Raw genomic sequence first — 15715 nt, 5'->3', positions numbered from 1 at the left:
CCCGCCCAAACCGCGAGACAGGAGCGCCCGTGACCGACCGCGTCAGCGCCCGCACCTGGGCCGCTGTCGGCGCACTCGGCTTGGGCGTGTTCACCGTCACGACCACCGAGATCATGCCGATCGGCCTGTTGCAGCCGATGGCCGCCGATCTCGGGGTCTCCGACGGTTCGGTCGGCTTGGTGGTCACCGCGGTCGCTTTTGTCGCTGCGATCGCTGCGCCCACGTTGTCGACGACGACCCGGCGGGTGGATCGGCGACTCCTGCTGATCGCGGTGATGACGGTCTTCACCCTGGGCAACGCGCTCACCGCGATGGCCCCGGGTTTCGCGACGCTCATCGTCGTGCGGGTGCTGATCGGCGGCGCCCTCGGGCTGCTGTGGACGATCGTGGCGCCGACCACCCTGCTGCTCGTGCCCCCGCGATATGCGGTGCGCGCCACCACGATCACCTTCTCCGGGGTCTCGATCGCCTCGGTGCTGGGCGTGCCGTTGGGCACCCTGGCCGGCCAGCAACTCGGCTGGCGGGCCGCCTTCTGGGCGCTGGCCGGGTTGTCGGTGCTGACCCTCGTGGCCCTCGCAGTGCTGCTCGGGCCGACCCGGCCGGCCGGCGGGGTCGCGTTGCGACGGTTGCCGTCGATGCTGCGCAACCGCGACCTGCGGGTCACGGTCGTCATCACCGCCGTCGTGATCACCGGGGCGTATGCCGCCTACACCTACGTGACACCGCTGATCGTCGACGGCATCGGTATCGACGTCGACCTGGTCAGTGCCGTGCTCCTGGTGATGGGGGCTGCGGGCGTCGCCGGCAACTTCGCCGCCGGAGCCCTGCTCACCCGCCTCACCTCCGCACGTGCGGGCCTCGCGGCGGTGATCGGGGTTCTCGCGGTGGCACTGTGGCTGGTGGCGGCGACCACCACCATCACGCCCCTTGCCCTGGTGGCGCTGATGGTGTGGGCCGTCGGCTACGCCGCCATCCCCATCGGGTTGCAGACGACCGTGCTACGGACCGCGCCCGCCCACCGCGAGGCCGCGACCACGGTGTATTCGACAGCCTTCAACCTGGCCATCGGCGTGGGTGCGCTCGTCGGCGCGCAGGCGATCGACAGGGCGGGCGTGCTGGCCCCGATCGTCGTCGGCGCTCTGTGCGCGACGGTCGCCCTGGCGCTGACCGTACGGCTGCCCGGACGAGCCGGCGCGCTGGAATAGGGTGGGTCGGGTGAACGCGACGATCTACCACAATCCACGCTGCTCGACGTCCCGCAAGGCCCTGGACAAGCTCCGTGAGGCCGGCATCGAGCCGACCGTCGTCAAGTACCTCGACGAGCCGTACACGCGGGCCCAACTCGAGACACTCTTCGCCGACGCAGGCCTGACCGCACACCAGGCGGCACGCAAGCGTGAATCGCTCTACAAGGACCTCGATCTCGCCTCGGCGTCGGAGTCCGAGGTGCTCGACGCGATGGTCGAACACCCGATCCTCGTCGAGCGGCCGTTCGTCGTCACCGACAAGGGCACCCGTCTCGCCCGCCCTCTCGACACGATCGACGAAATCCTCTGAGCCGTCGGGCATATCCGGCAACACCGACATCTCACCACGCCTTCTCGACGTCTTCGGAACCTCGTGTTACAACGGGTTTACGAAGATAGTTAGTTTCACTAATGAAAATCGAGAGGTGCTTTCTATGTGCGGTATCACCGGATGGGTGGGATTCGACCACGATCTACGGCGCGAGGGCCACGTCGTCGAAGCGATGACCTCGACGATGGCGCTCCGTGGCCCCGACGACGTCGGCACGTATCTCGAGCCGCACGTCGGGCTGGGACACCGACGCCTGGCCATCATCGACCTCCCCCTCGGCCATCAGCCGATGACGGTGCAGACCCCGGCGGGCACCGTGGCGATCGTCTACAGCGGTGAGACCTACAACTTTCGTGAGCTTCGCACCGAATTGCGCTCCCTCGGACACGAATTCGTCACCGACTCGGACACCGAGGTGGTGTTGCGGGGCTTCGTGCAGTGGGGCGCCGAGGTGGCCGATCGCCTCAACGGTATGTATGCCTTCGCCATCTGGGACGGGCGGACCGAGGAACTGACCATGGTGCGTGATCGCCTGGGCATCAAGCCCTTCTACTTCTCCCGCACCAACGACGGCGTCGTGTTCGGCTCCGAACCCAAGGCCATCCTCGCCAACCCGCTGGTCCCCCACACCGTCGATCTCGACGGCCTGCGGGAACTGTTCGCGATGACCAAGGCACCCGGATGGTCGTTGTGGCGCAACATCTCCGAGGTGGAGCCGGGCACCATCGTCACCGTCGGGCGTGACGGCCTGCGCACCCGCACCTACTGGTCGTTGCCCGCGCACGGCCACGACGACGACCTCGAGACGTCGGTCGCGACGGTTCGCGAGTTGCTCACCGACATCGTCGATCGACAGCTCGTCGCCGACGTGCCGCGCTGCGTACTGCTCTCCGGCGGCCTGGACTCCAGCGCACTGACCGGTTTGGCTGCCGCCCGCCTGGGCTCCGAAGGCCAACGCGTGCACAGCTATTCGGTGGACTTCGCCGAACAGGAAGAGAACTTCACCCCGGACGAGATGCGCGACACCCCGGACTCGCCGTTCGTGCGTGACGTCGCCGCGCACGTCGGATCGATGCACCGCGACGTCGTGTTGAACCCGGCCGACCTCACCGACCCGGAGGTCCGGCGTGCGGTGATCGGCGCCCGCGACATCCCCGCCGGGCTCGGCGACATGGACACCTCGCTCTACCTGCTGTTCCGCGCGATCCGCTCGGAGTCGACGGTCGCCCTGTCGGGCGAGTCGGCCGACGAGGTGTTCGGCGGGTACCGCTGGTTCTTCGACGAGAACGCCCGCGCCGCAGACACTTTCCCGTGGCTGGCCTTCTCCTCGGCGATGACGCGCGATCGCCACGCGATGCTCTCCGGCGATCTTCAGCGGCGTCTCGACGTCGAGAACTACATCGCCGACCAGTATGCCAGTGCGCTCGCCACCATCCCCGTCGTCGACGGTGAATCCGACGACGAACGGCGGATGCGCCGGTTCAGTCATCTCCACCTGACGCGATTCGTCCGAATGCTGTTGGACCGCAAGGATCGCGCGTCGATGGCCGTGGGGCTCGAGGTCCGCGTCCCATTCTGCGACCACCGGCTCGTCGAGTACGTCTACAACACCCCGTGGTCGATGAAGACCTTCGACGGCCGGGAGAAGAGCCTACTGCGCCACGCGACGTCACATGTGTTGCCGCAGTCGGTGATCGACCGCACCAAGAGTCCCTATCCGTCAACGCAGGACACCAAGTACACCCAAACGCTGCAGGATCAGCTCACCGACATGATCGGCGAGCGCGATCATGAGGTGTTCGCGCTGGTCGACCGCGCCGCGGTGTCATCGATGATCGCCGCCGATGCGGCAACCTGCGACACGGGGCTGCGCAACCAGATGGATCGGGTGCTCGACCTGTATCACTGGATCGACATGTACTCCCCCGAGCTGGTGCTCGACTGAGCACACGCGCTGCCGGCCCAGCCACGCTTCAGATGACCAGGAGGATCCGCACCACCGAGAAGATCAGCCACGCCGCAACGACCACCTTGGCCACCGGATTCCACAGCAGCCGCTCCAGCCGAGGTGGTCGGCGGCGGGTCACCCGAGCGATCACCACGGTGATCGCGAGCGCGACGATCGCGGCGATCATCGGCAGCCCGAACGGGTGCGCGGCAAAGGATTGCGACCAGTCGCCGTGCACGCCGTAGACCCAGGACCGCGTCAAACCGCATCCGGGGCAGGGCAATCCGGTGACCAGCCGGAACGGACACAGGATCGGCCCGTGTTCGATTCCCGCGGGGCTCAACGCGCACGCCACACCGACACCGGCGACCCCCACGACGGCGGCGATCTCACTCGCCGCGAGTCTCGGGGTGCGGGTGTCGGTGTGCGCGGTCATGTCATGTCCTGGTGAGGCGGGGCGATCAGTCGGCCAGCGGCCGGCCGTCGGAGTCGGTCACCTTGCCGACGAGCATCATGATGCCATCGATCAGCGGCCAGATCGCACCGAGACCGCAGGTCAGCCACGTCACTGCGATCTGCGCGATCGCGATGCCGACGTGACCGGTGTAGAAGCGCCCCACGCCGAAGCTACCCAGGAAGATCTGCAACAACCCCGCGGTGAGCTTGCTCTTGTCGGAGAACAACCCGGGGATCTGTCCGGCCGGGAACGGGTTGGGCGCCTCGGCGGCGCGGATGTAGGTGCTGCTCTTGAGCTGACCCGAGAGCGCCATGTGCTGCAGATCGGTGATACCGAGCGGCCCGTGCTCCTGGCCGAGGACGTTGACGTAGAACATGCCGCCCGCCGGTTGTCCGAAACCGTAGGCGGGTGGTTGCTGGTAGCTCATGGGCAGCAATGCTAGGCGCTCACACCATCACTCGGCGAGGGCACGTCCGACCTTCGATCGACCGTTCAGCGGACGCACAGCCGCCGGGACGAGCACCCCGACCACTCCGCGCAGAAAAGCCTTGGTGATGTCGAAGTAGTCGAAGTAATCCCGCCACAGCGTGATCTGACCGTCGACCACCTCGAACCGCCCGCACACCCAGAACTGCACACGCAATCGGCCGACACTGATCTGGTCGACCCGTTCGGTCAGCACGACGGTGTCGTCGGAGGACACGTTGACCATCCGGTAGTCGAAGGAGACCGGCGAGGAATCCATCGAGCCAAAGATCTTGGTGACCGGCCTGCGCCCGCGAATGGTCGCCAGCGACACGTTCGTGTAGACGACGGCGTCGGCGAGATCGAGGCAGGCGGCGGCGCTGTCACCACGCGCGAGCCCATCGAGGAAGCCGGTGACGATGTCGATCGGGGTGCGTGAGGTCATGGCCGCCAGTATGCCCGGCACCGGTGAACGGCACAGACGATCGCGCCGAGGCGGATCAGCGCGGCGCGATATGACATCGGCGCAGCTCATCGGCTAGTCTGTTTGGGTTGTCTCGGCGAGGGTGAGTGATCACCGTGATCGGCGCGACCATCGCACGTCTTCTCCGGTGCCCTCGTGCGCACCGACGGGGCCGTGGTGTTGGGCGCCGTCGCGCCGAGAAGCACCACCAACGACCGGCCGACCGGTCCCGCCACCCGAGGAGAACGTCTCATGGCCACTCAAGCCAACGCTCTGACCGTCACCACCCGCACCGCCAAGGGCAAGGGCGCCGCACGTCGTGCCCGCCGCGAGGGCCAGGTCCCCGCCGTGCTCTACGGCCACGGCTCTGACCCGCAGCACCTGAACCTCCCGGCCCGCGACTTCGCCGCGATCCTGCGCAACAACGGCATCAACGCCGTCATCGATCTCGACATCGAGGGCACCAAGCAGCTCGCCCTGACCAAGCAGGTCGACGTCCACCCGATCCGCAACTACATCGAGCACGCCGACCTGCTCGTCATCAAGCGCGGCGAGAAGGTCAGCGTCGAGGTCAACATCGTCGTCGAGGGTGACGCCGCTCCCGGCACCCTGGTCACCCAGGACGCCAACACCATCGAAATCGAGGCCGACGTGCTCTCGATCCCCGAGCAGATCGTCGTCGACGTCGAGGGCAAGGAAGCCGGCATCGCGATCCACGCCTCGGATCTCGTGCTGCCCGAGGGCGTCACGCTGGTCACCGATCCGGAGACCCTCATTGTCGCCGTGAACGAGGCCCCGAGCGCCGCCGACCTCGAGGCCGAGGCCGTCGACGCCGGCGCCGAGGTTCCCAGCGAGGAATCCGACGACGAGTCCGAGTGACCCTGACACGTGAAACTCATCGTCGGACTGGGTAATCCGGGTCCGAAGTACGAGAAGACACGCCACAACATCGGCGCCATGGTCGCCGATCATCTGGTCACTTCCGCCGGTGGGCGGTATTCGGTGCACAAGCGCTCCGGCGCCGAGGTCGCATCGATACCGCTCGCCGGCGGTTCGGTGTTGGTGGCCAAGGCGCGGACCTACATGAACACCGTCGGTCGTCAGATCGGGCCGCTGGCCAAGTTCTATTCGGTCACACCGGACGACCTGATCGTGCTGCACGACGAACTCGACATCGACTTCGGTCTGGTGCGGCTCAAACGCGGCGGCGGCGAAGGCGGTCACAACGGTCTGCGCTCGGTGAGCCAGTCCGTCGGCACCCGCGACTACCTGCGGGTCCGGCTGGGCATCGGGCGGCCACCGGGTCGGCAGGATCCGGCCGACTTCGTGCTGAAACCCTTTCCCTCGGCCGCACGTGCCGACGTCGATCTGCTGATCGAACACGGCGCCGACGCCGTCGAACTGTTGCTCACTGCCGGTCTGGAAGCAGCGCAGAACACCGTGCACGCCTGGTGATCGCCGCGTCGGCGCCAAGGCGTGAGAGCGCAAGCACATAGAATCTCTCCCGGCGCAACCCGAAGGGAACGACACGTGGCGAAACTCGCAGCAAACACCGGACACCGTAACGTCGCGATGCTGGGCATCGGTGCGTACCGGCCGAGGCGGCTGGTCAGCAACGACGAGGTGTGCGAGGTCCTCGACAGCACCGACGAATGGATCTACGAACGCAGCGGTATTCGTAACCGCCGCTGGATCAGTGGCGACGAGAGCGCCCGCTCGATGGCCGCGGCCGCCGCCGAACGCGCCATCAGCAACTCCGGTGTGGCCAAGGAGGAGATCGGTGCGCTGATCCTGGCGACCAACAGTTGGAAGACCAAGATCCCGCACGGCGGCCCGATCGTCGCCTTCGACATCGGCCTCAACGGCATCCCCGCCTACGACATCGCCGCCGGCTGCGGCGGGTTCGGATACGCCCTCGGTGTCGCGGCCGATACCGTGCGGGCCGGGTCGGCGCGGTACGTGCTGGTGGTCGGGGTGGAGACGATGTCGGTGGTCATGGAACCCACCGACCGCAACACCGCCTTCATCTTCGGCGACGGTGCCGGCGCCGTCGTCGTCGGGCCGAGCGAGGAGAACGGCATCTCCCCTACCGTGTGGGGCTCCGACGGCGAGAACGCCGAGGCCATCGGGCAGAACTACGACATCCCCGCCTACATGGACCGCGCGCAGGAGTACCAGCACAAGGATCCGGAGAGCGACCCCGTCGGCCGGATGGTCGTGACGATGCAGGGCCCGCGCGTGTTCCGCTGGGCGGCGATCACCCTGCCCAAGGCGTTGGCCGCGGTCATCGAGACCTCCGGTGTGGACATCGAGGACATCGAGGTGTTCATCCCCCATCAGGCGAACGCCCGCATCAACGAGCTCATGAAGAAGAACCTCGGATTCCCCGACGACCTCCCCATGGCCAACGACATCGAGAACACCGGCAACACGTCGGCGGCGTCGATCCCGTTGGCCATGGAGGAGATGCTCGCGACCGGCAAGGCCCGCGGCGGCCAGACCGCGATGCTGCTCGGTTTCGGTGCGGGGCTCTCCTACGCGGGCGCGATCGTCACTCTCCCACCGGCGCCGGCGATCACGAGTTTCGACGAGCTGGGCTGAGGCTTACCGCTGAACTGTTTCGTTCCCGCGTGGCGAATTCGTTGCGCGGGAACGAAATCGACCAGCGGAAGTGTCGTGAGCAGTCACGCGGCGACAAGGTCGAGAGGCGCGAGTCTGCGATGCAACCTGGGAATGAACGCATCCCTTTCAAGGTCGTTCCAGGTCCAGCGGACGACCCGTGGTCCGGTGTCGCGGATCTCGTCCTCGCGCAACTTCTCTCGGATCACCGCATCGGCAATCGATTCACCGGGCCTGCGCAGACGACCGTACTTGATCATGCCGTCGAACTCGCCGACCACCAGCCACTCCCAATCGCAATCGGTGACGTAGGTCGATCCGGACGCGACCCGGATTGAGCCGGTGCAACTTCTGGGCACCGCCATGCCCGTCGAAATCCGCACCGGGTTCGACGTTGACGCCCGGAATGAGTGAAATCAACTGGCCCGCTTTCACGTCGTTGGCGCGGCAACTGTCCGAAATGCCGCGCCTCAGAGCGGCATCCCTACGGATGAGCCCGTAGCGGTCATGTGGATATGCAGTCATGCACGGTTGGACGCAGCCGGCGTCGGTGCGGTTCCCGTCGACACCGAGTTGATGCTCACGCTGGTCGTTTTCCCTCCCGCGCAACGAACTCGGCGCGCTAGAAGGGAATCGACCAGCGGGAGTCAACGAGCGATGTGCGATCGGCTAGGGTCTTCGGCGTGACGACGCCCGTGGACCCACCGGAACACCCTGCTGTGCCCGACCAACCGGCGACCGACCAACCGGCGACCGACCAACCGGCACCCGGATATCAGCAGCCCGGATATCCGCAGCCCGGGTATCCACCGCAGCCATATCCGGGACCGGGATACGCGGGACCCGGTAACGCGGCGCAAGGCTATCCGGCGCAGGGATACCAGACACCGGCATACCCGGCATCGGCATATCAGGCACCGACACATCAGGCACCGGGCTACCCGTGGCCCGCGCCCCCGGCCCCCGGCGGCCCCACGCCCACCGGGTCCTCGGGACGAACCTGGCTGTGGGTCGCACTGGGGTCGGTGGTCTTCGTCGTCGTCATCGCAATCGTGGCGGTGATCGTCGTCGCCGGATCGGACGGCGGCAGCGACTCCGCCACGGCCGCACTCGCTTCCGGCGACGATACCGTGCACGCAGAGGAGATCGGGTCCATCCCGCGTCCACCATCGAACGACGTGGCCTCGATGCCCGCCGAACCGTCCATCACATGGTCCTCGGGACCCGCGCTGCCCGGGTGGTGGGGCGCGAGCACGACCGCTCTGGTGCTCGGAAGTCGGGAGTACTCACCCTCGGTGACGGTGATCGACGCCGCCACCGGACGCTCACGATTCGTTCACGCGCTACCGCCCGGCCGGTTCGTCGACCTGTGCGCGGCCACCGACACCCGGATCGCCTGTGCCACAGCAACCAAGGACGCACCGTCGGAAACCCTCACAGTGCTCGATGCGCGCACCGGCGCGCGCATCGCCGACACCCCGTTGCCGCCCGGGCCCAACGGCGTGCAAAGTATGCACGCCGTCGGCGATCGATTCGTGATGACGTATGGCTCGTCGACCTCGCCCGGAGCGATGATCGCCACCGATAGCGACGGCACGGTGACCTGGTCGGGTCGGGGTTCGGGCGTCGCCGCCGACCAGCCGATCATCGTCCAAGCCGACTCTCCGCCGCCCAATTCCGATGAGGTCTCGCTGCTGCGTGCTTCTGACGGCAAACAGATCGTCTCGCTGAGCCGATCGTCGATCCCCCGGTTTCCCACGGTCCCGTTCACCGTCTATCAGGGCGGTGTGGCCGTGATCAATCCCCAGGGCACCGGCACCGACTTCTACTCGCTCGACGGCACCAAGACGGGTTCGTTGCAGGGTTGGGCACCGGCGGCGCAGAACGACGACACCGGTGCGCCCGCACCGCCGGCCCCTATCCTGGGGCGCATCGCGGCCGACCTCGGGAAGACCTCGCACATCGTCGGGGCCGCCAATCCCAGGACCGGCCATATCATCTGGCGCCGAACCGGTTCCGAGTTCAACGCGGTCCAGCTGTCGGCGGTGATGGCCGGTGATCTGTTGGGCCTTCGCCTCCGTCAAGGTGGCGGGTCGACCGCACCGAGCACCAACGACGGCAACCCGAATCCCGATGGCCCGGTGCAACTGTTCGACCCGTTGACCGGTGCAGTCCGCTCGGTGCCCATCACGATCGGTATGACGCAGACGACGACCGACGTCCTGAGCACCGACGGGACACGTCTGATCACGAGTCGGGGATCCACCCTGACTGCCTACGACCTCGCCACCGGGGCACAGGCCTGGCAGTTGCAGAGCGACGGACAGTCGATGCGCAGCGCGGGATCCCACATCTTCGGCACAGGCGGTTCCGACGGCGTCTCGTCGATCGGCCCGTGACCGGGGAACCTCCCGCGAGCCTTCAGAACGGAACGTGAACGCTCCGCTCGTCAGGCATTCTCCTTCCGGAAAACCGATGTCCCCCACCAGGTCCCGAGTGCCGCGAGAATCGCCGCGGCGAGCACCGACCACAGCACCGCCATCGTCGCGATGTCACCGCCGAAGGTGTCGCGGACGCCGTCGACGATCCAGCGGAAGGGCATGAAGTCGCTGAGCCGCTGCAACCAGGCCGGGCCGAGGGTCATCGGCAGCAGGATGCCCGAGAGCAGCAGCACCGGCATCAACACCATGTTGATCACCGGCGCCATCACGTCCTCGCTCTTGGTGGTGAGCGCCAACGCATTCGACGCCGCCGCGCAGGCCCCGCCGATGAGTAGCGTGATGACGATGCCGACGATCACCCCGATCACCGAGCCGCGCATCCCCATCGCCCAGCCGAGCAACACCAGGATCAGCGCCTGCACGAACAGTTGCAGGAGGTCGCGCATCAGCCGGCCCGTGAGCAGCGCGGTGCGGCTCGCCGGAGTCACCCGTTCGGCCTCGATGACGCCTTCTCGCCATTCGCCGATGAGGCTGAATCCGGCGAACATCGCCCCGAACATGCCGAGCTGCACGAGCAGGCCGGGCACCAGGAAGGTGTAGGGATTGTCTGCGCCACCGGGGAATTGGGCTACGAGGGGTTTGAGCAGCGGCCCGAACAGCACGAGGTAGAGCACCGGCTGCAGGACTCCGATGACCACCCATGCGGGATTGCGCAGGTTCATCCGGATCTGGCGGCGGAAGACGATGTGGGATTCACGCAGGAAGGTCATCGCAGTGCTCCTTCGTTCTCGATTTCGGTCTCCGCGGCGTTCTCCGTCGCGGCTTCGGCGTCGCGCAGCGATCTGCCGGTCATGGTGAGGAAGACGTCGTCGAGGGTTGGTCGGATGATCTCGATGGAGTCCAATTCGATGGATTCCGAGGTCAATTCACGGAGCAACGACGGAATATGACGGCCGGCGTGCTGCACCCGACCGCGAACGTGGCGGTCGAGGGTCTCCACCGAGCCCGCGATGGTCGCCAGTTTGGCAGCCGCGGTGGACACCTGGGCGGCGTCGGAGATCTCGAGGTCGACGAGATCACCGGAGACCCGCGACTTGAGATTGTCCGCGGTGTCGGCCGCCACGATCCGGCCGTTGTCGATGATGAGGATGCGATCGGAGAGTTCGTCGGCCTCGTCGAGGTAGTGCGTCGTCAAGAAGATCGTCGCCCCGTGTTCGGTGCGCAGCCGCCGGATGTGCTCCCACAGGTTGGCCCGGGCCTGCGGGTCGAGGCCGGTGGTCGGCTCGTCGAGGAACACCAGGGTCGGGTCGTGAACGAGTCCCATGGCGATGTCGAGGCGTCGCTTTTGCCCACCGGACATGTTCTTGGGCATGCGTTCCCAGAGTCCGTCGAGTTGTAGCTGCTCGAAGAGCGCCTTGCCACGTCGGGTGGCGTCGGCGCGCGACATGCCGTACAGCATGCCGTGATCGACGACCTCATCCCCGGCCTGCGCCTGGCTGAACGTTCCGCCGGCCTGCGACACGTAGCCGATGCTGCGCCGCACCATCACCGCGTCGCGCACCACGTCGTAGCCGTTGACCGTGGCGGTGCCCGCGCTGGGCCGCAGCAGTGTGGTCAGCATTCGCAGCGTCGTCGTCTTGCCGGCACCGTTGGGTCCGAGGAAGCCGACGACCTCACCCTCGGCGATGTCGAGGTCGACCCCGTCGACCGCGCGAACCTCTCGTTTCTGTTTCCCGCGTCCGGTGTGAAAGGTCTGCACGAGACCTCGTGCATGGATCATGGGTTCCCTCTCCTCGACTCTGTTCACCATTCTCAAGGCCGTCATCTGTCCTGTCGGTGGATCGGTCCGATTTCCGACGCCTGCACATGTACAGACCCGCGTGGCGACGAGAATTCACCGAATCGCGGACAGCCGCCGTCCATGAATCCGCAACATCAGAGAAGAGCGGCCGACGACCTGGCCGGACACGTCTACTTCCCAGTAGCGGCGACATGTGAGACGGTCTATGGCGAGTCGCATAGCGGAAGGAACCCACTTATGACCGTGATCGCCGACAAGACCGGTGTGAACAACATCGGAATGCTCGGAATCGGCGCGTACCGCCCCGAGCGCGTCGTGACCAACAACGAGATCTGCGAGCACATCGATTCCTCCGACGAGTGGATCTACACCCGCACCGGCATCAAGACCCGCCGATTCGCGCGGCGCGACGAAGACGTCACCCAGATGTCGGTCGCGGCCGGCCGCACGGCGATCGCCAACGCGCTGCTGTCGGGGTCCGACATCGACGCGGTGATCCTCGCGACCAACACCCACCTGCTGCTGACGCCGGCCGGCGCGACCAAGGTCGCCACCGAGCTCGGCTGCAACGGTGTCCCGGCCTTCGACGTCACCGTCGGCTGCGCCGGTTTCGGCTACGCGATGGCGCTGGCATCGGACATGGTGCGCGGCGGCAGCGCCACCCACGTGCTGGTCATCGGTGCCGAGCAGCTGTCGGTGACGCTGGACATGACCGACCGCGGCAACTGCTTCATCTTCGGTGACGGTGCCGGCGCCGTGGTCGTCGGGCCGACCGAGGACCAACAGCTCGGCCCGGTCATCTGGGGTAGCGACGGTTCGCAATACGACGCGATCCGCCAGGACATCGACTGGGTCACCTTCCTCGACGGCGACCGCGTTCAGCGCCCCTACGTGCGACTTCAGGGCACCGCTGTCTTCCGGTGGGCCGCGTTCGAGATGGGCAAGGCTGCCCAGCGCGCCCTCGAGGCCGCCAAGATCGGCACCGAGGACCTCGACGTCTTCGTTCCGCATCAGGCGAACTCGCGGATCAACGAACTGCTCGCCAAGAGCTTGCACCTGCCCGAGCGCACCGTCGTCGCCAACGACATCGAGTACACCGGCAACACCTCGGCGGCGTCGATCCCGCTCGCCATGGAGGATCTGCTCTCCACCGGCAAGGCCAAACCAGGCGACACCGCACTGCTGCTCGGATTCGGCGCAGGCCTGAGCTACGCGGCCCAGGTCGTCAAGATGCCGCCGGTGCCGTTCGAGTAGTCGAGGCGGTCGAGGGATCGCGGCGGCCGAGCGGTCCGGGCTCGTGGGTTTGGGACGCCGCGGCCTGGCCCGATAGCCTCAACAGGTGAGTTCTTCCGTTGCCGACGAGGTCCGCCGGCGTCGTACCTTCGCCATCATCTCCCACCCGGACGCCGGTAAGTCGACCATGACCGAGGCGCTGGCGCTGCACGCCCGCATGATCAGCGAGGCCGGCGCCATCCACGGCAAGGCCGGCCGCAAATCGACGGTGTCGGACTGGATGGAGATGGAGAAGGCGCGCGGCATCTCGGTCAGCTCGACCGCATTGCAGTTCAACTATCTGCCCGCCACCGCCGGACCCGACGACGAACCCGCCGTCATCAACCTCGTCGACACCCCCGGTCACGCCGACTTCTCCGAGGACACCTATCGGGTGCTGACCGCGGTTGACGCGGCGGTCATGCTCATCGACGCCGCCAAGGGGCTCGAGCCGCAGACCCTCAAGCTCTTCCAGGTGTGTCGTCATCGCGGCATCCCGGTGATCACCGTCATCAACAAGTGGGACCGGCCGGGGCGCACGCCGCTGGAACTGATCGACGAGATCAGTGAACGCATCGGCCTGCTGCCGACACCGCTGTTCTTTCCCGTCGGCATCGCAGGCGACTTCCGCGGATTGCTCGATCGCCGAACGGGCCGCTACATCCATTTCACCCGCACCGCCGGTGGCGCCACCATCGCTCCCGAGGAGCTGATGGATGCCGACGCCGCGAGCGCGCGCGAGGAGCAGGCGTGGACAGAGGCCGTCGAGGAGAGTGAGTTGCTCACCGAGATGGGGCAGGATCACGATCAGGAACTCTTCCTCGGTGGGCAGACCTCGCCGATGATCTTCGCCTCGGCGATGCTGAATTTCGGTGTGCGCCAACTACTCGAGACCCTCGTCGAGCTCGCACCGTCGCCGGTCGCACGCGCCGGGATCGACGGCGAGGTCCGCGAGCCCACCGATCCGTTCAGCGCCGTGGTGTTCAAGGTGCAGGCCGGCATGGATTCGAGCCACCGGGATCGATTGGCGTTCATGCGGATCGTGTCCGGCGAATTCGAACGCGGCATGGTCGTGACGCACGCGCAAACCGGAAAACCGTTCGCCACCAAGTACGCCCAGGCGGTCTTCGGCCGTGATCGCTCGACCGTCGACACCGCCTTCCCCGGAGACGTCGTGGGTCTGGTCAACGCGACCGCGCTGGCGCCCGGCGACACACTGTACGACGACCCGCGTATTCAGTTCCCGCCCATCCCCTCGTTTGCGCCCGAGCACTTCTCGTCGTTGCGTGCCACCACCGCCGACAAGTACAAGCAGTTCCGCAAGGGTATGGACCAGCTCGACAGTGAAGGCGTCGTGCAGGTGTTGCGCAACGAGTTGCGCGGCGACGCCTCACCGGTTCTTGCCGCCGTCGGTCCGATGCAGTTCGAGGTCGTCACCGCCCGCATGAAGGCCGAGTACAACGTCGACACCGTCATCGAACCGCTCGGCTACACCCTGGCGCGACGCACCGACGCCGACAGCGCCGACGAGCTCAACCGTCAGCGCGGCGTCGAGGTGTTCATCCGGAGCAGCGACGGGGTGCTCCTCGCACTGTTCAGTGACAAGTGGCGCCTGCAGTACATCGAGAAGGAACACCCCGATCTCCTCCTGGAACCGCTTGTCGCAGCCGCTGATTGACAGATCACGGTGACCGCCTCTCGTCGGTGGAGTGCACTCTGCGTGCTGGCCGTCATCGCAACGATCTGCGGGTGTGACACCTCGACGCCTCCCAGCAGGATGTCGGCGTCGTCGGTGCAGCGTGAGTCGCTCCGGCTCGATCCGCGCGAGTGCGCACGGACGCCGCCGACGGGTGCGATCGATCGCGTCGCCTACGATCTTCGATTCACCCGGGGCCGCATGCTTGTTGCGGTCAGCCCGTCCGGGGGCACCGGACGCTGCTACTCGTTTGCGAAGTCGGGCAACGCAAGCCCCGAGGTCCCGCCGGACTCGTTGCTCTTCACCTTCTCCGGACCAGGCACCGATGGTGCTCAGTTGGAGTTCCTTGCAGGCGATCTCACCGGCGGCGGGCCACCTCCGGTCGCCGGTACGCCGGCTCCCGGTCCGCTGACCGGCCCGATCACTTCTCTCGTCGGAGTCTCGGTGCACGGGGTGTACAGCTCTTCAGCCACCTGCCGGCTGGCCGTGACCGCCATGTCATCCACCCTTGCCGCCGGACACTTCACCTGCCCCGACGCCACTGCATCACCCGCAAATCCTTTCTCCCCCAACGACGAAGGACCATTCGACGGGCCATCGGCACCGGCGACGCCGTCAGACGCGGACGCCGCAACCCTCTCCGGCTGGTTCGAGCTGACCCCGTAACTCCTCCCCCAATGCCCCCAATGGTCGAGGACCTTCCCCCTTCCGGTGAGCGCAACCCTTCCCCCGACGATCGAGACCCTCCCCCCGATGGTCGAGGTGCGAGCCGCGTGCGGCGAGCCTCGAGACCCGGCGAGACAACAAGCTTCCCAACCACATCGAGCATCGACAGCGAAGCCCGCACCCCTACCACACCCCACCGACAGAAAACCTCAGCCAGCCCATCCCCGAAACCCGTTGTCCACAAGCACCTTTCCCTCCACACACTCATCGAACACCCTTGCCTTAATCCATATGTTCGAGTACGATGGA

General features: G+C 66.7%; 16 protein-coding genes. 10 read left to right on the top strand and 6 right to left on the bottom strand.

Going from position 1 to position 15715, the window contains the following annotated elements:
* Positions 1-29: 29 nt before the first annotated feature.
* From AC5ZH6_RS07335 to asnB, 3 genes are all read left to right on the top strand, one after another.
* Positions 30-1205: an MFS transporter gene (locus tag AC5ZH6_RS07335; RefSeq protein WP_265077709.1), complete on the top strand. Its 1176-nt coding sequence runs from the start codon at positions 30-32 to the stop codon at positions 1203-1205.
* Between the two features lie 10 nt (positions 1206-1215).
* Positions 1216-1557 (top strand): arsenate reductase (glutaredoxin), encoded by a 342-nt coding sequence (arsC, locus tag AC5ZH6_RS07330; RefSeq protein WP_035728230.1) that lies wholly within the window; start codon positions 1216-1218, stop codon positions 1555-1557.
* Between the two features lie 124 nt (positions 1558-1681).
* On the top strand, positions 1682-3523 hold the full coding sequence (gene asnB / locus AC5ZH6_RS07325) for an asparagine synthase (glutamine-hydrolyzing) (protein ID WP_006370853.1): 1842 nt from the start codon (positions 1682-1684) through the stop codon (positions 3521-3523).
* Between the two features lie 28 nt (positions 3524-3551).
* Here asnB and AC5ZH6_RS07320 read toward each other — a convergent pair whose 3' ends face one another.
* From AC5ZH6_RS07320 to AC5ZH6_RS07310, 3 genes are read right to left on the bottom strand one after another with little or no spacing between them, the layout of a single operon-like run.
* Positions 3552-3962, bottom strand: a complete 411-nt coding sequence (locus AC5ZH6_RS07320; protein WP_006370852.1) for a DUF2752 domain-containing protein — start codon at positions 3960-3962, stop codon at positions 3552-3554.
* Between the two features lie 25 nt (positions 3963-3987).
* Positions 3988-4410 (bottom strand): TM2 domain-containing protein, encoded by a 423-nt coding sequence (locus AC5ZH6_RS07315; RefSeq protein ID WP_006370851.1) that lies wholly within the window; start codon positions 4408-4410, stop codon positions 3988-3990.
* A 27-nt stretch (positions 4411-4437) separates the two neighbouring features.
* Positions 4438-4893 (bottom strand): limonene-1,2-epoxide hydrolase family protein, encoded by a 456-nt coding sequence (locus AC5ZH6_RS07310; RefSeq protein WP_211542139.1) that lies wholly within the window; start codon positions 4891-4893, stop codon positions 4438-4440.
* Between the two features lie 270 nt (positions 4894-5163).
* Between AC5ZH6_RS07310 and AC5ZH6_RS07305 the strand changes: the two genes are divergently transcribed.
* The 3 genes from AC5ZH6_RS07305 to AC5ZH6_RS07295 all read left to right on the top strand — a co-directional run bounded on the left by AC5ZH6_RS07305 (position 5164) and on the right by AC5ZH6_RS07295 (position 7512).
* A complete protein-coding gene (locus AC5ZH6_RS07305) occupies positions 5164-5790 on the top strand; it encodes a 50S ribosomal protein L25/general stress protein Ctc (protein WP_211542141.1) in 627 nt (208 codons plus the stop codon).
* Positions 5791-5799: 9 nt separating this feature from the next.
* A complete protein-coding gene (gene pth / locus AC5ZH6_RS07300; protein ID WP_211542143.1) occupies positions 5800-6366 on the top strand; it encodes an aminoacyl-tRNA hydrolase in 567 nt (188 codons plus the stop codon).
* A 75-nt stretch (positions 6367-6441) separates the two neighbouring features.
* Positions 6442-7512, top strand: coding sequence for a beta-ketoacyl-ACP synthase 3 (locus tag AC5ZH6_RS07295; protein WP_020172029.1), 1071 nt, complete (start codon positions 6442-6444; stop codon positions 7510-7512).
* 83 nt (positions 7513-7595) lie between these two features.
* On the opposite strand, the gene AC5ZH6_RS07290 is transcribed toward AC5ZH6_RS07295, so the two are convergent.
* On the bottom strand, positions 7596-7895 hold the full coding sequence (locus AC5ZH6_RS07290; RefSeq protein ID WP_211542144.1) for a hypothetical protein: 300 nt from the start codon (positions 7893-7895) through the stop codon (positions 7596-7598).
* 318 nt (positions 7896-8213) lie between these two features.
* Between AC5ZH6_RS07290 and AC5ZH6_RS07285 the strand changes: the two genes are divergently transcribed.
* The gene (locus AC5ZH6_RS07285; RefSeq protein WP_496168798.1) at positions 8214-9929 is read left to right on the top strand and encodes a PQQ-binding-like beta-propeller repeat protein; all 1716 of its coding nucleotides are present in this window, start codon (positions 8214-8216) and stop codon (positions 9927-9929) included.
* A gap of 50 nt (positions 9930-9979) precedes the next feature.
* On the opposite strand, the gene AC5ZH6_RS07280 is transcribed toward AC5ZH6_RS07285, so the two are convergent.
* The gene (locus AC5ZH6_RS07280; RefSeq protein WP_006370844.1) at positions 9980-10741 is read right to left on the bottom strand and encodes an ABC transporter permease; all 762 of its coding nucleotides are present in this window, start codon (positions 10739-10741) and stop codon (positions 9980-9982) included.
* Positions 10738-11751, bottom strand: a complete 1014-nt coding sequence (locus AC5ZH6_RS07275; RefSeq protein WP_496168797.1) for an ATP-binding cassette domain-containing protein — start codon at positions 11749-11751, stop codon at positions 10738-10740. Before AC5ZH6_RS07275 ends, AC5ZH6_RS07280 begins: the two co-directional genes overlap by 4 nt.
* A gap of 258 nt (positions 11752-12009) precedes the next feature.
* Between AC5ZH6_RS07275 and AC5ZH6_RS07270 the strand changes: the two genes are divergently transcribed.
* The 3 genes from AC5ZH6_RS07270 (at position 12010) to AC5ZH6_RS07260 (ending at position 15406) form a co-directional block, all read left to right on the top strand.
* Positions 12010-13026, top strand: a complete 1017-nt coding sequence (locus AC5ZH6_RS07270; protein ID WP_496168796.1) for a beta-ketoacyl-ACP synthase III — start codon at positions 12010-12012, stop codon at positions 13024-13026.
* Positions 13027-13111: 85 nt separating this feature from the next.
* Entirely contained in the window at positions 13112-14722 is a 1611-nt protein-coding gene (locus tag AC5ZH6_RS07265; RefSeq protein WP_496168794.1) for a peptide chain release factor 3, read from the top strand.
* Between the two features lie 9 nt (positions 14723-14731).
* Positions 14732-15406, top strand: a complete 675-nt coding sequence (locus AC5ZH6_RS07260; RefSeq protein ID WP_496168792.1) for a hypothetical protein — start codon at positions 14732-14734, stop codon at positions 15404-15406.
* Positions 15407-15715 lie beyond the last annotated feature (309 nt).

This window comes from Gordonia sp. YC-XJ4, from assembly GCF_059511865.1.
Note: the sequence above shows the minus strand (reverse complement) of the source record. Positions and strands in the feature narration are given on the sequence as shown.